This is a genomic window from Lysinibacillus sp. HST-98, assembly GCF_016757845.1.
Taxonomy (GTDB): domain Bacteria; phylum Bacillota; class Bacilli; order Bacillales_A; family Planococcaceae; genus Lysinibacillus; species Lysinibacillus capsici.
Window position 1 is genome coordinate 150,494 of record NZ_JAENHX010000009.1, and the last position, 21,818, is coordinate 172,311.

21 protein-coding genes, 1 tRNA gene and 2 pseudogenes are annotated in these 21,818 nt (G+C 36.4%); 11 read left to right on the forward strand and 13 right to left on the reverse strand.

Going from position 1 to position 21,818, the window contains the following annotated elements; genetic code table 11:
- Nucleotides 1–3: 3 nt before the first annotated feature.
- Nucleotides 4–1,692: an FAD-dependent oxidoreductase gene (locus tag JIN86_RS18715; RefSeq protein WP_202342574.1), complete on the reverse strand. Its 1,689-nt coding sequence runs from the start codon at nt 1,690–1,692 to the stop codon at nt 4–6.
- 236 nt (nt 1,693–1,928) lie between these two features.
- Nucleotides 1,929–2,145, reverse strand: a pseudogene (locus JIN86_RS23995) (glutathione-dependent formaldehyde dehydrogenase); the annotation flags it as partial.
- 207 nt (nt 2,146–2,352) lie between these two features.
- Here JIN86_RS23995 and JIN86_RS18720 point away from each other — a divergent pair.
- Nucleotides 2,353–3,039 carry a ZIP family metal transporter gene (locus JIN86_RS18720; protein WP_237497361.1) on the forward strand — a complete coding sequence of 229 codons (687 nt, stop codon included), beginning with the start codon at nt 2,353–2,355 and terminating at the stop codon, nt 3,037–3,039.
- Between the two features lie 40 nt (nt 3,040–3,079).
- On the opposite strand, the gene JIN86_RS18725 is transcribed toward JIN86_RS18720, so the two are convergent.
- The gene (locus tag JIN86_RS18725; protein ID WP_202342576.1) at nt 3,080–4,141 is read right to left on the reverse strand and encodes an S-layer homology domain-containing protein; all 1,062 of its coding nucleotides are present in this window, start codon (nt 4,139–4,141) and stop codon (nt 3,080–3,082) included.
- Between the two features lie 435 nt (nt 4,142–4,576).
- Here JIN86_RS18725 and JIN86_RS18730 point away from each other — a divergent pair, with 435 nt between their 5' ends.
- Entirely contained in the window at nt 4,577–5,476 is a 900-nt protein-coding gene (locus JIN86_RS18730) for a 3-hydroxyacyl-CoA dehydrogenase (protein WP_202342577.1), read from the forward strand.
- Between the two features lie 193 nt (nt 5,477–5,669).
- Here the strand turns inward: JIN86_RS18730 and JIN86_RS18735 are convergent, their stop codons facing one another.
- The 3 genes from JIN86_RS18735 to JIN86_RS18745 form a co-directional block, all read right to left on the reverse strand.
- A complete protein-coding gene (locus JIN86_RS18735) occupies nt 5,670–5,870 on the reverse strand; it encodes a hypothetical protein (protein WP_202342578.1) in 201 nt (66 codons plus the stop codon).
- Nucleotides 5,871–5,873: 3 nt separating this feature from the next.
- Complete coding sequence (locus JIN86_RS18740; protein ID WP_202342579.1) at nt 5,874–6,464, reverse strand: sigma-70 family RNA polymerase sigma factor; 591 nt, start codon at nt 6,462–6,464, stop codon at nt 5,874–5,876.
- Between the two features lie 144 nt (nt 6,465–6,608).
- Entirely contained in the window at nt 6,609–6,851 is a 243-nt protein-coding gene (locus JIN86_RS18745; protein ID WP_202342580.1) for a glutaredoxin family protein, read from the reverse strand.
- 132 nt (nt 6,852–6,983) lie between these two features.
- On the opposite strand from JIN86_RS18745, the gene JIN86_RS18750 reads away from it, so the two are divergent.
- The 5 genes from JIN86_RS18750 (at nt 6,984) to JIN86_RS18770 (ending at nt 10,873) form a co-directional block, all read left to right on the forward strand.
- Nucleotides 6,984–7,054 (forward strand) — tRNA-Cys (locus JIN86_RS18750).
- 41 nt (nt 7,055–7,095) lie between these two features.
- Nucleotides 7,096–7,269, forward strand: coding sequence for a YvrJ family protein (locus JIN86_RS18755; RefSeq protein WP_016993736.1), 174 nt, complete (start codon nt 7,096–7,098; stop codon nt 7,267–7,269).
- A gap of 5 nt (nt 7,270–7,274) precedes the next feature.
- Nucleotides 7,275–7,463, forward strand: a complete 189-nt coding sequence (locus JIN86_RS18760; RefSeq protein WP_202342581.1) for a hypothetical protein — start codon at nt 7,275–7,277, stop codon at nt 7,461–7,463.
- 1,295 nt (nt 7,464–8,758) lie between these two features.
- The gene (locus JIN86_RS18765; protein WP_016993734.1) at nt 8,759–9,439 is read left to right on the forward strand and encodes a hypothetical protein; all 681 of its coding nucleotides are present in this window, start codon (nt 8,759–8,761) and stop codon (nt 9,437–9,439) included.
- A 510-nt stretch (nt 9,440–9,949) separates the two neighbouring features.
- Nucleotides 9,950–10,873 (forward strand): S8 family peptidase, encoded by a 924-nt coding sequence (locus tag JIN86_RS18770; protein ID WP_202342582.1) that lies wholly within the window; start codon nt 9,950–9,952, stop codon nt 10,871–10,873.
- Between the two features lie 973 nt (nt 10,874–11,846).
- On the opposite strand, the gene JIN86_RS18775 is transcribed toward JIN86_RS18770, so the two are convergent.
- The gene (locus JIN86_RS18775; protein ID WP_202342583.1) at nt 11,847–12,344 is read right to left on the reverse strand and encodes a GNAT family N-acetyltransferase; all 498 of its coding nucleotides are present in this window, start codon (nt 12,342–12,344) and stop codon (nt 11,847–11,849) included.
- Between the two features lie 108 nt (nt 12,345–12,452).
- Between JIN86_RS18775 and JIN86_RS18780 the strand changes: the two genes are divergently transcribed.
- Nucleotides 12,453–12,998, forward strand: a complete 546-nt coding sequence (locus JIN86_RS18780; protein WP_202342584.1) for a DinB family protein — start codon at nt 12,453–12,455, stop codon at nt 12,996–12,998.
- A gap of 34 nt (nt 12,999–13,032) precedes the next feature.
- Here the strand turns inward: JIN86_RS18780 and JIN86_RS18785 are convergent, their stop codons facing one another.
- The gene (locus JIN86_RS18785; protein ID WP_202342616.1) at nt 13,033–13,881 is read right to left on the reverse strand and encodes a pyridoxamine kinase; all 849 of its coding nucleotides are present in this window, start codon (nt 13,879–13,881) and stop codon (nt 13,033–13,035) included.
- 178 nt (nt 13,882–14,059) lie between these two features.
- On the opposite strand from JIN86_RS18785, the gene JIN86_RS18790 reads away from it, so the two are divergent.
- Both JIN86_RS18790 and JIN86_RS18795 read left to right on the forward strand, forming a co-directional pair.
- Nucleotides 14,060–14,614, forward strand: a complete 555-nt coding sequence (locus JIN86_RS18790; RefSeq protein WP_004228177.1) for an ECF transporter S component — start codon at nt 14,060–14,062, stop codon at nt 14,612–14,614.
- A gap of 132 nt (nt 14,615–14,746) precedes the next feature.
- Nucleotides 14,747–15,187, forward strand: a complete 441-nt coding sequence (locus JIN86_RS18795) for a cell wall hydrolase (protein ID WP_004228176.1) — start codon at nt 14,747–14,749, stop codon at nt 15,185–15,187.
- A gap of 71 nt (nt 15,188–15,258) precedes the next feature.
- On the opposite strand, the pseudogene JIN86_RS18800 reads toward JIN86_RS18795, so the two are convergent.
- Nucleotides 15,259–16,520 (reverse strand): annotated as a pseudogene (locus tag JIN86_RS18800) (MFS transporter).
- Nucleotides 16,521–16,654: 134 nt separating this feature from the next.
- Complete coding sequence (locus JIN86_RS18805; RefSeq protein WP_004228173.1) at nt 16,655–18,115, reverse strand: amidase; 1,461 nt, start codon at nt 18,113–18,115, stop codon at nt 16,655–16,657.
- Between the two features lie 130 nt (nt 18,116–18,245).
- Between JIN86_RS18805 and JIN86_RS18810 the strand changes: the two genes are divergently transcribed.
- Nucleotides 18,246–18,977, forward strand: a complete 732-nt coding sequence (locus JIN86_RS18810; protein ID WP_004228171.1) for a response regulator transcription factor — start codon at nt 18,246–18,248, stop codon at nt 18,975–18,977.
- A 131-nt stretch (nt 18,978–19,108) separates the two neighbouring features.
- Here JIN86_RS18810 and JIN86_RS18815 read toward each other — a convergent pair whose 3' ends face one another.
- Genes JIN86_RS18815 through JIN86_RS18825 form a run of 3 tightly spaced genes read right to left on the reverse strand, consistent with a single transcriptional unit; the run spans nt 19,109 to nt 21,817 of the window.
- Nucleotides 19,109–20,005, reverse strand: coding sequence for a hydroxymethylglutaryl-CoA lyase (locus JIN86_RS18815; RefSeq protein ID WP_202342585.1), 897 nt, complete (start codon nt 20,003–20,005; stop codon nt 19,109–19,111).
- Nucleotides 20,006–20,024: 19 nt separating this feature from the next.
- Nucleotides 20,025–21,380, reverse strand: a complete 1,356-nt coding sequence (locus tag JIN86_RS18820; protein ID WP_202342586.1) for a tripartite tricarboxylate transporter permease — start codon at nt 21,378–21,380, stop codon at nt 20,025–20,027.
- Nucleotides 21,377–21,817, reverse strand: coding sequence for a hypothetical protein (locus JIN86_RS18825; protein ID WP_202342587.1), 441 nt, complete (start codon nt 21,815–21,817; stop codon nt 21,377–21,379). Before JIN86_RS18825 ends, JIN86_RS18820 begins: the two co-directional genes overlap by 4 nt.
- Nucleotide 21,818 lies beyond the last annotated feature (1 nt).

Below are 21,818 nucleotides of genomic sequence, written 5' to 3' on the forward strand. Positions count from 1 at the left end.
CATTTACACGTTTACAAGTGATGCCTCATCTTTTGTCACTGCATTGGCCATATGTGCTGTCGCCACAAAACTTAGTGTCATCCCAGGCCCAATGGTTGCGCCTGGGCCAGGATACGTTTCCCCCATGATAGATGCTGAACAATTGCCAGAAGCGTACAACCCTTCAATGGGTTCGCCATTCTCCTTTATTACACGAGCATATCTGTCCACTACGAGGCCCCCTTTTGTGCCGATGTCTCCAGGATAAAGACGCAATGCATAGAATGGTGCTTTCTTGATTTCTGCTAAATTTGGGTTTGGTAGTGTCGGGTCCCCGTAGTAATTATCATAGGCACTATCTCCTCGATAAAAATCATCATCGTGTCCGTTCCGCGCAAAGTCATTAAAACGATTCACCGTTGCTACTAGGCTCTCCGCTGGCACATCCATTTGTTTGGCAAGCTCTTCAATCGTATCCGCACTTTTGGCGACTCCATGCTCAAACCAACTTTTCGGGAATGCCTGTCCTGGGAACAATCCTGTAAAAATATAGCGACTTTTGGCTGAGGCATCAATTAATATCCAAGAAGGAATAGCCTGCTTTGTGACCTCTTGATGCTTATACATCGTATCCACGAATTCATGGTATGGAGCTGCTTCATTGACAAAACGGTGCCCTGCACTATCCACTACAATCATATTGGGCACGCCACGATCTGCCACAAGGAAGAATGGATGTCCTTGTGGATCAATAACAGAAGGGGCTCCCCATACTTTATCCATTAAATCCAACGTTGCACCAATTTTTACGCTAGGTTCAAGGATGTCACCTGTTTGACCTTCTGGAGAAGAAGTCCATGCAGCATTCGTAGGACTTGGTAAATACTTTTCCCGAAGTGTCTGATTATGTGAGAAGCCACCTGATGACAGAACAACACCTTTCTTTGCCTCAATTTTAAGTTCTTGTCCATCTCGTTCCACAATAATTCCAATTACTCTTCCTTTGCCCATAATGAAATCTTTAAAGGCCGTAGATAGCCAAAGCTCACCATTTGCTTCTGCAAGGGAGAGGCGTAAACGTGCAATTAAAGCTTCTCCTAAGGCTACTGGATCGCTCTTAGTCACTTTTGACTTGACTAAACGCGCCCCTAATTTCAGTGCAGTAGTTTTACCTTCTAGCGTCCGTGTAATCATATTCACTTTATGAAACTCGTAGCTATTCATCGTGAAGCCTTTTGTTGATAGAGATGCACGACGCATAGAATTTGCTAAAGAGCCCATTTTTGTTAAATCGAAAATAAGTGGTTCAATGGAGCGTCCCTGTGACAAGCCACCTGGTTTTTCTGGATAATAATCCGAGTAGCCTTTTGCATATTGGAAGCGCATATGCTTTGTTTTATTGTATAAAAAACGTAACATTTCAGGCCCTCTCGTAATATAAGCTTCCTTTAGCTCTTCTGGCACACGATCACCGATTGTTGAATCAAGATATTGGCGTGCAAGTTCATGTGTATCTGGGACACCTGCACCTTTAATGATATGATTATTAGGAACCCATAAGGCACCGCCTGAAATAGCAGAAGCACCACCATAGCGATCTGTTTTTTCTATCACTAATGATTTCATTCCTTGTAACTTTGCTGTTAAACCTGCCGTCAATCCCGCTGCACCAGAGCCTACTACTACTACATCATAACTTGCATCCCATTTCATTCAACCATTCCTCCCTATATGAGCATAATCGATGAATCAGTCCTTTCTATTAAAAAGTATAGAATTAAACCAATATTCAGTCAATTTAAACCATTCCCTATTTTTCCACAAAAAAAGGCGCATACTTACTCTCCATTTAAGGTTTTAGAATCACCTTTATACAGTTATCTTCCCGTCCACCAAATATTTCATAGGCCTTATTTGCTTCTTCTAATGGCAATTGATGTGTAATGGTACGATACATTAAAAGGCAAGAGGACACAGTCACCCTTTTTCACTTTTGTCACATGCTCTTACCTATTACATAATTCTTATGTGAAGAAATAGCGCCTTGGAAATATGCAAATCAGTTCCACGAAGAGCAGTAGAAGTGATTTTCACAATAATATCATCCTTCTTTTAACAGTTGGACCCTCTAATATCTTTATTTCCATGATAGGTTACAGCCTTCACGACAACACTCCCTTTGCATAGTATCATCACAAAAAGCATAGATTTTCGACTCTATTCTTTCCTTCGCTAACCTGCAGTATGCACATCTTTATCATTATCGTTTTTATGCAGGCAAATCAAGGTCAAGCATATTCATTTCTACTTAGCATATAGTTTGATAAAGACATTAAGTTGATGATGGGCGGAGGAATTTTACAGGTGAGTGCAATGATACTTGGCGGTTTTCTATTTTTCAGTGTGAGCATGGGGGGCGCGATTGCCTGGATTTTCTCTAAGCTATTTCAGCATACAACACAGGGATTATCATTATTGTGCGGAGGTTTTTTAGTAGGCCTGCTTGTGCTAGATATCATCCCTTCTTCCTTTCAAATCTATCAATCATTTGGGATTATATTAGGTATTTTTTTTGGTTATTTTATCTTTCAACTACTAGATACCTTATTTCATGCTTCTCATACACAAAATCCCTCTGTCTCTCTATTAACACTAGCTATGATTATCCATACAATCCCTATTAGTCTCACTGTTGGAAATTTACTTGGAAATGCTGCATTAAGTATTTCTCTCACAGCCTCCATTATTCTTCACCATGTTCCAGAGGGATTTGCTCTATCTACTGCACTCATCTCTCAAGGTGAAAGGCTTTGGAGACTTTTCATTTATTTCTTCATCTTCTCCATTTTCTTTAGTATTTTCATCTGGTTTGGTCAGTATTGGGCTTTACCAGACAAAGTACAAGGGATCTTAATGGGCATTTCGATAGGATTGATTGCTACAGCTAGTATTTCTGAATTCATTTTGCATCAGCTACAGAAAGTCTCAATTAAAGCATTTTTTATGTATCTCTTTCTAGGTTATTTCCTAAGCTATATTTTCCATATACTTGTTGAATAACAAAGGGATGTCTCCGCACAAGAGACATCCCTTTCCTCTTTTATTTTTCTTCACTAACTAGCATTAAAGTAAGCGTTAAAATTTTAGAAACCTCTGCCCGAGTAAGATTACCTTTTGGATTAAACTTACCATTCGTACCATTTAAAATACCTAGATGTTGCAATAGACCAATAGCCTCTACTGTTTCTTGACGCATTTGATTTTTATCTGTGAATGAATTGTTTTTGCTCACTTGCGCAACATCCACTTCCATACCTTCTAAATACCTAGCAGTAATATAGGCCATTTCCTCTCGTGTAACGGGCTTTTTCGGCTCAAATTTTTCACCATTGAAAATATCAATTAAGCCATACTCTTCAAGAATCGCTACTTCCTTAGCACCCCAGAAACCATTAAGATCCGTATAAGAAGCAGGGCCTTCATAATCATCATTCACATTTAAGCCAGATGCACGGAAAATAATAGCCGCCAGTTCTCCACGCGTCACTTGTCCATTTGGATTAAACGTAGTAGCTGTTGTCCCATTAATGATATCTGTTTGATATAGTAACTGAATATAGCTTTCAGCCCAATGACCAATAGCATCCTTGAAATATCCACCTGCTTTTAACTCAACGTCGGCACGAGCAAATACCTGTACCATATCATTTAAATCTTCTGCACTAACTGCTTCCCATTTGCCAGCTGTATATACTTCACTCTTATAGCCATTACTAGTTTGTGTAATTTTTATTTGAATTGCCTGCCCAAATAACTTCTTCAATTCTTCATAGTTTTCCTTAAACTCTTTTTCTCCCTCTGGATAGAGGTTTGTACCATCTTTGTACGATTGAAGAATCGCCTCTAATGAAATTTTTACTGTAATACTATTTTTTGTTGTAACAATCGACACTTCGTTATTTTCAAAGCCTATTTTAGATAACAAAAGCATTTTATAAATATCTTGATAGGGCATGGCTTGTAACTGACTAGTAGCTGCAACATTCTGCTTTGGATGAATTATATTTGCCACATTTACTACATCCTGTGCATACGCCTGTCCACCAAACCCTCCTGTAAAACATGCAATACTCAGTGCACCAGCTAACATTATTTTCTTCACTGTTATTCCCCCTTCGATTCATAGATTCAGTGTACTAAAACAACAGTTTGTAAATCTATAAAAATGTGGGAATTATACAATAATTATATAAAAGTCCTGTTATTAACACATTATAATTTTCCTATTTTACTTGTGAGTTTGAAACTAGTTTAACAGAAGAACAATTTACTTAATGCTATCTACAACCATTACATATGTAATTAGATATATCTCTTAAATGAGGGCAGCTCTTAAAGGCTGTTCTTTGTTATATTTCTTTAACAGTGGGTACATACTTGAAAAGAAACTTCTTTCAGATAACTTTATATTTATATAATATTAGAGGCTTTCATTTGATTTTTATTCAAGGGTAGAAGTAGTATGGAATTGTAACGAAGGATTCTCTACATATCCACACTATTATATTAATGTAACAATTCCAAAGGAGGAATTTCGATGAATTATCAAAACATTACAGTTGCAGGTAGTGGTGTATTAGGAAGTCAAATTGCTTATCAATCTGCTTTCAAAGGTTTTAATGTAACCGTTTACGACATTAATGACGAGGCTCTAAAAAATGCGCAGGATCGTATTACAAAATTAAAACCATTTTATCAACAAGACTTAGGTGCAACTCAAGAAGAAGTGGATGCAGCCTATGTACGTCTTTCATTTAATAGTGACTTGGCGCAAGCCGTTGCCAATGCTGACCTTGTTATAGAAGCAATCCCTGAAGTTGTAAGCATCAAAACAGAATTTTACACGAATCTTGGAAAAGTAGCACCAGCAAATACAATTTTTGCAACAAACTCGTCTACTTTACTACCAAGCCAATTTGCTGAAGCAACTGGCCGTCCTGAAAAATTTTTAGCTCTTCACTTTGCTAATACAATCTGGAAAAACAATACTGCGGAAATTATGAAACACCCTGGTACAGATATGAAAGTATTTGATGAAGTGATTGAATTTGCGCGCGCTATCGGCATGGTGCCACTACCATTGCATAAAGAGCAACCTGGCTATATTTTAAACTCATTGCTAGTGCCGTTTTTAGATGCAGCTGAATCCTTACTTGTAAAAGAAGTGGCTGATCCAGAAACAATCGATAAAACATGGATGATTGGTACAGGCGCTCCACTTGGACCATTTGCTATTCTAGACATCGTTGGCATTAACACTGCCTATAATATTGTGGAAGCGAAAGCAACTGCCACTGGCGATGAAAACATGAAAAAATTAGCCAACCTCTTAAAAACAGAGTATATCGACAAAGGCAAACTCGGTCGCGCAACAGGTGAAGGCTTCTACACATATCCAAACCCAAGCTTTGCTAAACCAGATTTCTTAAAAGGCTAACCAAAAAAAAAAAGATGTACATAGTACCTTTTACTATGTGCATCTTTTTTTCCAATGTTCGTAGTGACAATCCGAACTTCAGATAAGCCGCGTAAGTTATTCCATCATGCATGTAGGAATGAACTCTGGCAACAACAGTATATGTAATCTGGTGACTACTTGAACACCAGAATAGAAAATCGCCTGGTAGCTTTCACAAGAAAAAGTCCCAAAAACTAGGCGCGTCTTGAAATTTTACTGTTGCAAGCTTTTCTATAATTTTTAATTTAATTTCTTGTTCTAGGTCTTCCCTTTCCTGATAGTCTGTATTGTGTAAACAATGTTTAATTTTTGGGATGAAATTCTCGATTATTGTTAGCGTCTCTTCAGTATGTTGATTTTCTAAAGTTCCCATAATTTATTCCTCCTTTTTTCCGAGTGAATGATTGAGTTTATTTAAAGCCTTTCTATGATGATTGGATATATTCTGGGGAGTTGTTTGTAATAATTGAGCTATCTCTTTTATAGAAAGCTCTTTTACATAAATCATCTCTAAAATTTGAAGCTGTTTTACCGTTAGTTTTTGCAAGGACTTTAAGAGCTGTCCATCCTCTATATTGTCCAATAATCCTCCACCAATTAAATGATCTAGCCCATTTTCATTGCGTGTATCTTCTATTAGCTCTTTTAGGGTCGTCTCCCCCTCCTCTGATAATCCCTTATCTAATATTAATAAAGACCGATTTTGCAGCCTTCTTCTTTTTTTATCAAAATCTAAACTAAAGAAATAAATTAAATTACTTACATATTTGATCTTCCTAACATTTATATAGTGCGATTGAAAAGATTCATCAACGAGTTTCTTATTCAAATCAGTTGGATATAAGATCGCTTTTTGCACCAAATAAAGATTTTGGGAATCCGACAAAAAGCTTTTAATAATTGGATTGTTAACCTGCTCATTATTTCTATAGAAAAATTCCTCTATTTTTTGTTTATCATTCTTCATTTAATAATCCCTCCTATTATCCGCCTTCTTTCTATATAAAGTGAATGTTGTATCTATATTATAAACCAAAATAAGAACAAACGTTCTTAAAAAAGATAAAAAAAATCACCTTTTATACAAAAAAGGTGATTTAATCCAAATTATTTAAATATCTAATATAGCTTTTATTTTTTCTGGCTGATAACCAATAATTCTTTCTACTTTATTATCAGCAACTAATAAAGTAAATGGGATAGCGCTACTATTAAATTGCTTAAACTCCATTAATACGTGCTCTTCATTAATATCCTTATTAATATAAGTAATATTATTTTCCTCTAACCACTCCTTCAACCTAACACAATATTGACATCCATCGCTTGAATATACTGTTATATCATACTTCATCTTAGAGACCTCCTTTTTTCTATAAAGAGGATTAAAACATAAGAAATGAAACCACGACAAAATAACATTTTTTTATAGGAGGGTTGTTTTTATTACAGAAGAATCCTCTTTACATAGTACAGTTACAATTTTGGTGATATAGCCAAGCGGTAAGGCAAGGGTCTGCAAAACCTGGATCCTCGGTTCGAATCCGAGTATCACCTTATATTACTAATTTGGAGTAAGAGGGAGGGTGATTTACATTATGACACCAGAAAATGTTCCAATTTGGATTAGCCTAATAGGAAATTTCGGATTCCCTATTGCCATAACAGTCTATCTGTTCATTCGCTTTGAAAGGAAAATAGATAAATTAGAAGCTGTCATCATGGAGTTATCTGAAGTTATAAAATCTCTTAATTACAAGAAAGGAGGGTAATCCACATGGAAATTGAAAAATTAATGGCCTGTTACTGTAAAGCAAGAGAAGTTCAATCATTTTATACAAATTGTTTAGCGAGTGACAGTCTGTCCCCAAAAGAACGCGATTTACTAATAAATCTTATACAAAATACCAGTATTTCTTCTAATTTATTGAGGGAATATTGTCAGATTCATGCTAATGAAATATGATCTATTAACAAAAATAAACCCATCAAATAATTTAGGTTAAGAACTACCTAATTTTATTTGATGGGTTTTAATTTTTAATAAGTGATTTAAGCTTCTTTAAATCCAAACGTTCCTATTAAAAATGCTATTAGAAATATTATTAGCAAAATGGAATTGAGGATAATTAAAAGTAATTCTACTACCTCATCTCATACCATACCACTTTTTATACAGTCGAATAACAAGAAATCAACATTTATGGAGCAACTTTTATATTATTATGTAATGTCGATAATAAGGTTTTTTCATAATCTTTAAGTACTGACTATTATAAATAAAAAAAGGCAAAGTTGATTTCAGGCAAGGAATGGTTTATTCGATGTGATGAAAACTGTAAATAACACGTGTGGTATAATTGTAATAAAGTCAAACCTTCATTTACATACAAAGGTGCGGTGCTATTTGCAAAGAAAAATTTTTACGTATTTATCAATAATTTTCTTATTTTTAACATTTCTGATTGGATTGGCTCCTCAATATATTCTGGGAATTAGCATGACAATTCCATTTATTTTAGGAATTTCAGGACTAATATTTGCTATTTTAGGGATAAAGGGACCCACTCGTATGATTTTAGTTGTCCTTAATTCGTTTATATTAGTAGTGTTTATCGGGATTTATCTAATGGCTTTTTATGGATTTAATAAACCTTAAAAGAAGCAAAGTTTATCTTTAAAAGTCAGAATGATAGGAATTTTATGATAGTCTACAAAGAATAGCTATACTATATCTTCTTATAATAATCCATAGTATTTTTTAGGCTAAATAGATGAAAAGTATATAATTGGATTCTCGGGTCTTGCTTTTTTGTATTTGGTGCTTATGAGCCTTCATTATAATTGCCAAAAAGGCGTAGTTTTTGAGATATTTTAGTATTGGTTAAAAATAAATGCGCGAATAGGTCCTAAATTATTTTTCAGAACAATATAAAGAAAAAATTGTACTTTTTATTTCTCTCTTAATCATTCTATTCTATTTAATTAAAATAACTATTAATTATAATGCATATTACCTATATTCTAAATGTACTACTTTAATCGTTTTATCAAATTCCATAGATTCGAGCTATTAGCCTCCTTATTCATAACGTAACAAACCATTCAAAAGCATATAATTTCGTTTTATAGGTTTAATTTATATTTCCTGAAAAAAATTTAAAAATGCAGTTTAAATCTCCAGTTGTATTTCACTTTACATAGTAATGAAGCACATCATACTAAATGTTGCTTCAAATACTGTAAAAGGGAGAGAAAACAATGACTGAAAAACAAACTAAATCAGGAATTAAAGAGTTATCGAAAAATGAGGTTAACAATTTAGTTGAAAAAGCATTGGCAAATGAAAGTGTGCAGACGCTTATCAACAACTCACTAAATCATTACCCTGCTATTAAAGCTAAGTATACTGATCTTCGAGCTTTAATAACACAATCATTAGGCGGAGAATTTACTAAAGGAACTACCCCTGTACAAGTTCTTACTTTAGTTATGGAAGAACTTCAGACAGTAATTACTTTTACTGTCGAAAACGCAGAATTTAAAGCTGTTTCGCATTTCCATGGTCATTCAAGTGTTATCGAAGTTACACAATCTGTTGGAGTAAATTTATTCCCAATTGTAACTATTAAGATTAATGGAGAGTATTTCGATTATGAATGGCACACAAACCCATTATATGATGTCAATGAATTACGTTCTTCTACACAAAATAATGAACTTAATCTAATGTGGTCAAATTGTACTATCTGTACTACTGTTTGTGACACTATCCAAGGTTTAGGATGTACCTTAGCTGGTACAGCAGCTTGTATGGTAGCTTGTGCTCCAATCGGTACTGTAGCGTGTCCATTTATTTGTGCAGCTGTTTTTGGATTAGTATGCCTTAGCGAAAATAAGATCACATGTGGACCAGGTTGTAAATCATTAGGGTTTTGCTAAATAGAAATAACAAGTTATAAAGTTAATATCTCCCCACCAATAATGTTATAATTAAAATAGGAGGGGAGATTCTTGTTAGCCTATAAGAGAATAATTATAATACATTTACTTATTATGTTTTCTAGCATTTTTATTAGTTTTCAGATAAAAGGTATATGGATAGGATTACTTATATTTTTATTGGTGTATGCTTCTCTTTTTTGGTTGTTTATTGGACTACCTTATGCATTTCAAACAAAGTCGAAGTTTTTCGAAAGGTATTGGAATTGGTTAGTAAAAGGTGGGAAAATTGGTCCAAAAAGCTAAAGATTTATTCTTTAATATTGCTTAATAATAGTAACAGAATACTCAATTTTATAAGAGAAATATTAAATTTAATCTACCTCCGAAAATGTTAGACTTTTACTAACATTTCAGAGGTAGATTTTTGTTTAATATTGAGCGAATTTCTCCTTTTTATTTATTATCATCTTCCTTCTAACACTTTATTATTTAAAAGGAGATGACAAAATGAAATATGAAATCATTTTAGAGCGGGTAAAAGTGGTCAAGTTGTTTAAAGTTCTAAATGCAGTTCCTGATAATTTAGATAAGATTCGAGCAAGGGAATTGTGGCAAGAAACAGATCAAGGTTCAGGATCTGTTATTGCTGTATTAGATAGTGGTGTTCAGGTTGACCACCCGAGTTTAAAGGACAATATTATTGATGGCTATAATTTCACAGATGATGATGAAGGTAATCCTTCAATATTTAAAGATTATCTTGGACATGGTACACATGTATCTGGAATTCTAGCTGCTGTTGATAATGGCAAGGGAATCACAGGTATTGCGCCAAAAAGTAAACTTCTTATATTAAAAGTAATAAATCACAAAGGAAGAGGAAGCTTTGAAAGTTTGATTAAGGCGATTATGTATGCAGTTAATTGGACTGGACCTAATGGAGAAAAAGTAAACATTATTAATATGTCACTCGGCAGCCCAGAACCAAATGAAGAATTGCATAAAGCCATAAAATATGCCCGTTCAAAAGGTATCGTATTAGTAGCCGCTGCTGGTAATGAAGGCGATGGAGAAAGCGCAACTATCGAAATATCATACCCTGGTTTTTACAAGGAAGTAATTCAAGTCGGCTCTATCTCTGAAACAGACACGCCTTCAAAATTTTCTAATACGAATGTTAATTTAGATTTTGTAGGGCCTGGTGAAAATATATTATCTACGCATTTAAACAGTGATTATGTAGAATTGACAGGAACCTCTATGGCAGCTCCATTTGTTGCCGGTGCAGCTGCACTTATCATAAAAATAATCAAACATTGTGAACCCCATTTGATTCCAATGTATGTATATGACTACTTATTAACTCATGCTCTTTCATTGGACCGTTTCTCCATTAATCAGGTAGGAAATGGTTTTATTCAGTTGAAATAATTTGTGGTAACAATGGCAATTTATTCATTCCCCTTAAAAGATAAACATCAACATCTGCCTTTTAAGGGGAGTATTTTTCTTGTTTTTAGTTCATTATGCTTCTAATTACTATTTTGGGAGTGATAAATAGTTAGAGTTGTTGATATTTTATATCTTTGGTATTTAGCAAAAACAAATTGTATTGAAAGGATTTGAATAAGGAGATGGGTATTCTAATTCCAATTGGGATAGGTTTTTTCGCTAATATGTTAGTATTTGGAATAAGTATACTTCTTATAAAAGATAATAGAAAAGCATCTAAGCTAACCCTTATTTTCTTCGGGGTCATTGTTCTTCTGTCGTTGATCATTGGTAGTTGGTCAGGAATAGGCTTATTTGTTATAAGCTTAGGTATGTTACTCTTATCTATCTGTTTATATGTATATATTTTTATTGAGCGTAGCTTGAAAAAGGACCTATAGAGAATGCCTTTGAAGGGTAATTCCTTCAAAGGCATCTTTTCATTTCTCCATACTCACAGAATGCACGATGACAACAGGCACTGAGGTAATTATTGTAAGGAGCTTTGATTTGAAATGACGGCAGTTTTAAGGAGTACTGCCGTGTGACTTAAAGATGCTTCTGCATACCATATATGTAAGAACAAATATGTAGATGGGGGGATATTATGGATCTTCTGTTGACCACTTTTCTTAGGCTAGATATTCCGTATAATTACTTTCACGATTCATTCCCCATTATGATTGAATACTTGGGGATTCTTGGATTTTGGCTCGCATCCACATTTTCGGTCATTATTATCATGCTAAGTATATGGTTTCTTATAAAGAAAGCGGGCATTGTTAGTGCTTTACTTATTCTTTTTATCACGGTGATTCTTTTATTCCTTGCTTTCTTTTCATTGTTCCATTGCTACTCACCATAATAAATTGAAGCCTTTGAAGATGAATACTTCAAAGGCTTTTTAGCATTTTTAGAAATACAGCACCATATAATCCTCATCAAAATATTGCTGTCCTATTTTTAAGGCGTTTCGTTCTGTTCCAAAAACGTGAAAACCTAACGATGTGTATAATCCTTTTGCTGATTCATTGGAAGAAACAACTGTTAAATTAATTTGCTCGACGTCTACAAGTGTCTTTGCTTGATTGATGATCTCTACCATTAGTTGTTTTCCTATGCCCAATCCCCGCTTTTTTGAAGAAACATACACGGCAAAAATACTCGCTTTATGCTTTAGCTTCATTTTATTTGCTTGCACCAATGTCGCCACACCGAGTAAATCCTCCTGGTCAAATGCCCCAAATGTAAATGTTCCCTGTCCTTCGAGCCTATTTGCAAACGACTCAAGTGACAAATCCTTTTCTTCCTCGAAGCTAGCGCCAAAAGCTTCTGGATTTGTTTGCAATCCCTCTAATCTTAAATCTCTATATACCTCAGCATCTGCTGCTGTTAATTGTCTAATTTCCATGCCTTTTCCTCCTATCATACTTTTCCTATTTATCGGTCATAACAATTGGCATTTGATGTACTTTTACAACAGTAATCCTTAAAATGGAAATAAGGGAGCTGAAAATCTATGGAATCTACTAATATGTCAAAACACTTTCTTACATTACAGGCGCAACGAGCACACTATCTACCAGCTATTCATTCCCTTTCACAGGAAGAACTATGGCGAGTAACACGTGAGGGAAAATGGTCCATTGGTGAACACTTTTATCACCTTTATTTGATTCTCAAAATGCTCCACACAGCAACCAAATATTCTTTATTCCTTACGCCTATCGCTAAAATGCGAAGAAACAAGCCATTCTCTACTGAAATACATGATATTTATGAAGAATATCAATCCAAAAAAGGACATGGAATGCGAGCACCCAGTATTTTGATTCCACCTAAGAAAATACGCTTTGTATTAAACAGTTATGATATCGAGCAATTACTTATCACCGAGACACTTGCTTTGCAAAAGTTAGTACAAAATATAGACGAGGATGTTGCAGGACACATTGTTTTTCCTGATCCCATTGCGCATTATCCTAATCTCATTCAAGCTATTCAATTGTTGGCTATTCATGAGAGACATCACTATAAGATTGCTGTTAAAAGAAAAGTGACCTAAAATGATGCTAACATTTTAGGTCACTCTATAGTTTCTAAAGCAGCATACGTAAAAACTTTTCAAAATGCACGCCTGCCTCACGAGGTACTTGCTCCTTCGAAGTAGCTTCAATTGCAGCGGCTAAAAATGTTTCTGCTAGTGTCATTGATTCCATTAAATCTTGTCCGCGCATCATGCCGCCCATTATGATGGATGCGAAGAGGTCGCCTGTGCCTGAATAGCTCTCACCATTATAGTTGCGGATATTATGAAAAGACCGCTCAGAATCGACAAACATATTCCCAACATAACGCTTGTCCGTATCCCCTACTGGTGGATTCAAACCCGTAATAATGACGTTTGCTCCAGTTGCTTGCTGTAACTGCTGACCTGCTTCCTTAAGGGCATGAATATAATCTGTATCATTTTGATAGCTCAATAGCCTTTCATAGGATAAACCTGTAAGCAAGCAACATTCCGTAACATTTGGCGTAATAATATCAGCACACTTTACTAACGCTTTCATACGATCAAGCAATTCACCAGTAAACATCTTATAGACCTCACCATGATCGCCCATTACTGGATCGACAAGCAACGTTGTCTTATTTGATTGAAACACATCTAAAAAGCGAAATATATTATCGATTTGCTCCTTACCTGTAACAAAGCCTGTATGAATCCCATCAAAGGTAGCTCCAAGCTTACTCCACTCGTCTATAAAAGAGTCCATCTTTGACGTTAAATCTTCACAATAAAAGCTTGAATATCCTGTTTGTGCCGTTAAAATAGCTGTCGGTAATGGGACTGCTTGCACACCCATCACAGAGAGTACAGGCATCGCAGCCGTCAATGAGCACTTACCAAAGGACGACATATCTTGAATTACAGCAACTTTTTTCATCATACATTCCACCTAACTCATCCTGCTTTTACTCTCCCCATCGTATCACAATTCGAAAGATGCGAAAATAACCTGAAACTGACCCTTAACTTTTTTATGAAATTGACACTTTTACAATAGTCAGTCCTTTGTTAAAGTAAAAATCATCAAAATATTCATCATAGTGAGGAAGAGACAAATGCAAAATATACAAAGGCCAACATCCTATACAAAATCACGTACAAAAACATTTGATTTAGTCATTACAGCGATTTTAGCAGCACTTGTTTTCGTTGCTACAATGTTTATCAATCTTAAGCTACCGATTGGGCAAGGGGGCCTTATCCACTTAGGAACATCTATGCTGTTTATCTCCGCTATTTTATTTGGGCCTAAAAAAGGAGCACTTGCTGGAGCTATTGGAATGGGTTTATTCGATATCGTAGGTGGCTGGTTAATTTGGGCACCCACAACCATTATTTCACGCGCATTACAAGGCTTCATTGTCGGTAAAATTGCTTGGTCAAAAGGACATAAAGGTGATAATCTTGGGCTGAATATTTTAGGAGCAGTAGTATCAATGCCTGTGATGATTGCTGTTTACTATGTTGGGCAAGCCATTATGTTCAACAGCTGGATTGCCCCGCTGGCATCCATTCCGGGGGACGTCATTCAAAACATCGTAGGCTTAGTTATCGCCATCCCAGTATGTGTTGTACTGAAAAAAACGCCATACTTCAAAAATAATTTTTAATGAAAATACACCATCTTGCTGTTGAACAGGAAAGATGGTGTTTTTTATGGAGTGATATTCAAAAACAACGAATTTCAAGATAAAGTGAAACTAGCCTTGTTCTTTTTCATACTATAAGGTGGAGGTGGAAAAATGCCAAGAGTAAAATACCGTGATGCAGACGTTGCTTTAATGGCAAGGATGATGAGAGCAGAAGCAGAGGGTGAAGGTCAACAAGGTATGCTTTACGTGGGCAATGTCATTGTGAATCGTGCAGTGGCGTCCTGTTTAGACTTCAATGATGTAAGAACGATTGAGCAGGTTATTTACCAGGTACAAGGCGGAAACTATTCTTTCGAAGCTGTTCAAAAAGGCAATATGTTTTACCAACGAGCAAGAGAAACGGAAAAAAGATTAGCGAAACAAAACTTAGATTTCTGGCGAGAACATCCAGCAAAATATGCACTCTGGTACTTCAATCCATATGCACCATGTCCCCCAACATGGTATGGTCAGCCGTTTACAGGACAATTTAAGAATCATTGCTTTTATGAACCTGCTCCAGATACTTGTGCCAGTGTATATATGGGGTAATTCGTTCAATGTTAAAAAGGGAATACCTCTATTGCAGGTATCCCCTTTATGCTCATATTATATAGCAGGGCTTAATCCATCACTCTTAAAAGCTTTTCCTTAAACATCATTACTCCAATCAAGCCAATGATAGAAAATATGACTGGCGAGATGAAGCCATAGTAGTACCCATCATTTATATTGCCTGTGGCAGCTTGAAAGTAATCTAAAATATAGCCAAAAATAATGGGCAGCAATACAGCACTTAGAAAGCCCCCTGTATTGGCAAACCCAGAAACAATACCTGATTCATTTAAAGGGAAAGTTTGACGAACTGCCGCAAAGGTTAAAGCACTTGCACCATAGCCAAAGCCGATGAGAAAGAACAGGACAATGAGCATGCAAATGGACGGATGTCCTTTCAATAAAAGAAAGGCAAACCAACTCGTTAAAACCGCAATATGCACAACAATATAGGGTCTCTTAATCGTACCTAACCAGCCAGCAATCCAGCTCATTAAAGGTGCACCTATTAGCGCTCCGACTAGACCAATCATAATTAGCTGACTAGCCTCTGAACGTGACATCTCATACATATTGATCCCATATGGTACTGCCCACGAGCTAATAAAGCCAACATACCCGCCCACAACGCCAAAATGACAAAAAAATAAAGCCCATGCTTGTCTGCTTGAAAATATTCTTCGTAATAATATGGCGCTTTTTTCACGTTTTATTTCTTTAGCTATGCTTACAGATTCCTTTGAAAAAATGCGTTTTGTGTTTTGTACAAGCACAAAATAAAGAAGTACACCACATAAGCATAGTAAAAGTCCTGTAGAGAAAAAGGTGATTCGCCAACCTAATAAAAGAATCAATGTAGCAAAAGGAACTGTTGCCAATAAGAAGCCTAAGCTCCCTGTCATACCAGCAAAGCCAATTAGTCGGACAAACTCCTTTTTATGAAACCATTGTGCCAAAATAAGCACCATATTCACCCATATGGTGGCATCTCCTACACCAGTAAGTATTCTAGAAAAGAAAAGAATAGAATGAATTCATGTGTACCTAGACTGTAAAGAATGGTACCTATACCTGTAAGGGTGGCACCAATGATGAGGAAAACGTTTGGCCCAAATCGATCAGCTAAAATCCCCATTGGAATTTGTAAACTCGTGTACACAAAAAATTGAATACTCGTCAATAACCCGATTGTCGATGCCGTTACCCCAAAATCCTCCATCAATTGATCTGTAATTAACCCTGGAGCAGTTCGCTGACTTGCCATTAACAAATAGGTAAACAATACAGCAACAAACACAATCCATCTGTACTTATGTTGTTGTTTGTCCAATAATCACTACTCCTATTAGCTTTTATTTTATGTATATGAGTTCGAGGTCAGGATAAAACCTGCTTTTGAGGAAGCTTGAAAATTACGACCGCAAAAAAACGCACCTAGTCTCTACTAAGTGCGTTCATGCTAGATTATACTGCTGGCTGAGGCTGTTCACTAACATGTACTGCTGGTTGACGATCTTTCCAAGGCATGGCTTCCTCTAATTGTCTACCTAGCTGTAATAACGTCCATTCATCTGCAAATTTACCCGTCATTTGTAGACCAATTGGTAGGCCTGATTTACTTTCGGCTAAAGGCAATGATATGGAAGGTTGACCTGTAGCATTGAATAAATTTGTAAACGGTGCATACGTGAAAATTTGCTCTGTCCATTCAACAGCCGAAATGTTAGGATTGTTGGCATTTAACTCACCAATTTTAGCAGGAAGTGTGCCAATAGTTGGACTCAATAAAATATCATAGTCTTCAAAGAAGCCTGCTACTTGACGTGAAACGACTGCATTTGTATGAATAGCTTCTAATAAATCAGCCGCCTTTAATTGACCACCATATTCATAGCATTTCCAAATGGCGGCTTCAATATAGTCTGGAGAAACTGCCTTACCAGTTCCCGCTGCAGCCCCCTTAATCATGTGATAAATATTCGCTGTCCAAATAGCAACCGTCGCCTTTGTGAATGATGCTTGTTCATATTTCGGACGCGCCTCTACTACCTCGTGTCCTAGTTCTTTTAATACTTGAACTGTTTTATGAACCGCTTCTATACATTCCGGATCGACAAATGCCCCAGAATTTGTTTCAGTTGTCCAAGCAATTTTTAGCGGGCGCACTGTTTCCTGGATAAGTTGTCCATACGGTGCATGTGTTACTTCTAATTTGGAATAGCTCCCTAAGTCCGGGCCTGCTACTTGATCCAATAGCACCGCTGTATCACGAATTGTACGCGTCACAGCGAACTCAATGGCAATACCATTTAAAGGCTCGCTATTGAATGGACCAGCTGGAACTCTTCCCCGTGTTGGCTTTAATCCCACTAACCCACTACAGGAAGCGGGGATACGAATAGAACCTCCACCATCATTGGCATGAGCGATTGGCACAATACCACTTGCAACAGCCGCTGCTGACCCACCACTCGAACCGCCTGGACTATGAGTTAAATTCCACGGATTGCGCGTTGCACCATAAATAACCGCTTCAGTCGCTGCATTATAGCCAAACTCAGGCGTTGTCGTAGTCCCTGCTAAAATCAAGCCAGCCTTTCTAAAACGCGCCATTAATTCACTATCGACGGGTATAACCGTATTTTCTCCAATACGACTCCCCATACTATGCGAAACACCCTCTGCATGTAGCACAAGCTCTTTAATTAAAAACGGAACACCTGCAAACGGCGCATTTTCATCAACCTTTTCAATTGCCTTGTCAGCCTGCTCTTCTAACACACTAACAACTGCATTAATGGATGGATTGACTTTTTTTATTCCTTCTAACGCTAGCTCCTTTAACTCCTGTGGTGTTACCTCCTTTGATTTTACTAGCTCTGCCAACCCAATACCGTCATAGGATGCATACTCTTGTAAATTCATATTATCACCTCGTATAGTAGTAATCTTGCAACTATAATGTACTGAATATTCTAAATTTAAGATATTACCCGAAAGGATAATTCTGTTTTAAGTAGAATATAAATGCATAATAGAGAAACGAGGTGTTTTCATGTTTTTAGAAAATGATTTAGAAAACATTCTTAAAGCAAGCTATCATATTTCGAATATGAATGTGAAACAAAGCAATGAAGGTTTTAAACATGAACTATTGCAAACAATTAGTCAGCATCTCGGCTATCACCATATGTTATTTTGGGAAATAGCAAATAATGAGCTAACCGCCCCTGTGCTTTTTAATATAGAGCGTCACACGATTAATGACTATTTACAAAGATATAAAAACTTTGATCCATTGCACCCCCAAAATATAAATACACAGCCTTCCATTCAGCTAATGAGTAGGAATGAAGTGATGTGCCTGCAAAAACAAACCCACTATAAAGAAGTATTTTTGAAAGAAAATCGCTATGAAGATGAAATGGCCATGTATTTGAGGATAGACAATAGGCTCGTAGCCGTTATTGGCTTTTTAAGGAAAACAGGAGAGAAGCTATTTAATGAAAAAGATATTTTAAAGTTAGTATATTTGAAAAGAAATATCGAAAATATGTATTCCTTACATCACTTTTCACAGCCCTCCATCGTGTTGGAAATGACAGATCGAGAACGAGAAGTTTTAAAGTTTGTATTCAAAGGCTTAAAAAACATAGAAATCGCTAAGCAATTATTCGTCAGTGAAAATACAATCAAAAAACATCTTCAAAATCTATATAGAAAATTTCAAGTAACCAATCGTACCCAGCTACTGGCAAAGTGTTTGAAGTATATTGATCATATTTAGGAGGGTCATCTATTGAATTCAAAGGTAGTATGATTAATTGGCATAAAACTATTTTCCCTCAGTAAAAAATGTCCCACCAATTGGGTGGGACATTTCTAATTTTAATTCTAACTATAGAGGCGCTCTTTTACTTAATTACTTTGCACTTTATATACTTTACTATCAAGCTGTCTATCTATTGCCTGCTGTAAAAATTGTGTGGCGGTAAATAGTTTTTCTTCATCAATATTCGTTTGGACGCCTAAACGATGCAGGAAATTTACTAAATCATTTGTCGATACATTGCCGCTTGCACCAGGGGCATAGGGGCATCCCCCTAAACCTCCAATAGCACTGTCGTATTTTGTAATCCCCAGCTCAAGTGCTGCAAATATATTGGCTAAAGCACGGCCATACGTATCATGAAAATGAAGGGCAAACAAATCACGATCGTATTGAGTGAGCAGCTCTGATAAAATAGCCTTTACTTGTACAGGATCCGCTACCCCAATTGTATCGCCGAGTGAAATTTCATAAACGCCCATTGCTAGATAGGCATCAATGATATCCTTCACTGTTTGAAGCTTTACTTCATCACCAAACGGACTGCCAAATACAGTTGAAATATAGCCTCTTAACGATATACCTTCACGATTTGCTACTTCAGCTACAGCTTTTAAGTTCTGCAAAGATTGGTTGATTGAAGCGTTTACATTACTTTGATTATGCTCCTCAGAGGCGGAGATAAATAACGCAATTTCATCAACCTTTTGTTGAATGGCTCCTTCTACCCCTTTCAAATTAGGCACAAGCGCTGCATACGTTATTTTTTCATGACGTGCGATTTGTTCAAACACTTCATGATGATCGGCTAAAGCTGGTATCCATTTGGGACTAACAAAAGAGGATACTTCGATATGGCGGACACCTGTTTCACTGATTAAGTTAATCCATTGCACTTTCAAATCAGTTGGAATAAAAATTTTCTCATTTTGTAAGCCGTCACGAGGACCAACTTCTCTTATTTCCACTTGTTTTGGTAAAGTCATCAAGATACACTTCCTTTAATTAAATGCCGAACAGCTGTAGCATAATCCAGCTTGATGCGTAGAATACCATGAATTGCACACCGGCCCCTACACCTAAAATACGATTTAATAAACCACCAACAATTGCGACTGTAAATGTTAACACTACTCCTAGTAATTGTGCCTCGTTATAGGCAAGCAAAAATGCTAAACCGATGAACATCGCTACGATTGCTTCCTGACTAATATATTTCAATACTAATACAGATGCTTTACGTGCATAATTCATCGCAAATGGATAAGCAATTAAAGCCGCCACACTAATACCGATTAACCCAAAAATGAAAAAGTCCCATGAAGACATGAGCGTGTGTAGGTTGTTAACTGGATCTACTGTAAAAATCGGTGGTGCATTAAATAAAGGTGATGCTGGTCCAAGTGCTACTGGGCTTAACGGAATACCGAATGCAATTAATGGAATAATCGCTTCAGCTATATATGTCGATTCCGTTACACCATTCATGACAGTAAGACTCGTTGTTGATTTTTTATAGGCACCTTTTGTACGTGAGCCTACAATTTCTCCCATCAATGACGTCATCCCGACAGGACTGAAAACAAATGTAAGGGAGGAAAGAAACGTTGTAATGCTCGTAAAAATGGTCTGCCTTTTCGATAAAATTTTAAATGGATTCGGGAAATAGCCCTTCCATGATTTCGTTTCGGGAGCAAGATTATATTGATTTGGCTTACTGCGTGCTAGATCATTTTTAGCAACCGAAGAAGCCGCCATTAAAATATTACAAAACATCGGTCCAATGGCAATTCCTAAAAAGAATGTAATACTTAAATGTTTATCCAGCATCGCGAAGCTAACGCTATCTAAAGCTTTAATGAAAAATGCAAATGGAATAATAATTAAAATACTTGCCCATTTTCCCTTTGAAAAGAATGCGATTAAAATTGCGGCAAGTGTAAAAATGATGCCTGATGAAGATTTAAAAAAGTCGGCAAATTGACCTAAAAACTGACCTAACAATACAGCGGTTGGTAGGGCGATAAATGCACCGATAACACCGCCGGAGATCATTTTACGTAATGCAACGTGCGGCATCCCTAAACGGCGTAATGTATTGGCATGATCGATCAACGGTACAGCCGTTGTATCCCCTGGAATGCCTAATAACGCAGTTGGGACAGCATGTGTTAAATGCTTAGCTAACACGCCCGCCATGAAAAAGGCGAATACCCCTTCAGGAGGCGCTCCCAGCAAAATAACTAACAATGTAATGGGTACCATAATTGCTGTTTCATCTGTACCTGAAATAAGTCCAATTATAGTAAAGATAGCTGCACCAAGAAGTGCAAATAAAAGAGCTATTACATAAATACTCATTTTTTATCCGCTCCCTTCAAGCCTTGTAAGCTAGAAAGAATTCCAAAATCCTCAAGCTCTTTTTTTGTCACCGGATCTTCCTCGATTAAGCGTATTTCCTCGTCTATATCAATTTGTAAATCCTCAAATGCTTCCTTTAAAGAATGACTGGATGCTTCATCTTCTACTAAAATACGCTTTGGTTTAAAAAGAATCGTATTAATAGCAACAACAATTAGAATACCCGTGATTCCTGTTAACAGTGAATAGGAGTTAATCATTTGAGGGTCTGCAAACTTCGGAAAAACCCACTGGCCAAACTGATAGCCTAAAAAGCTTGCAGCAACACTTAAAATAATTGAAATAATTAATTGATTACCAGAAACCGTGTCTCCTAAAATTTCAATAAACTTCTTTTCCTCTATCTTTTTTTGCTCATTGTATGGAGTATTCGCCATG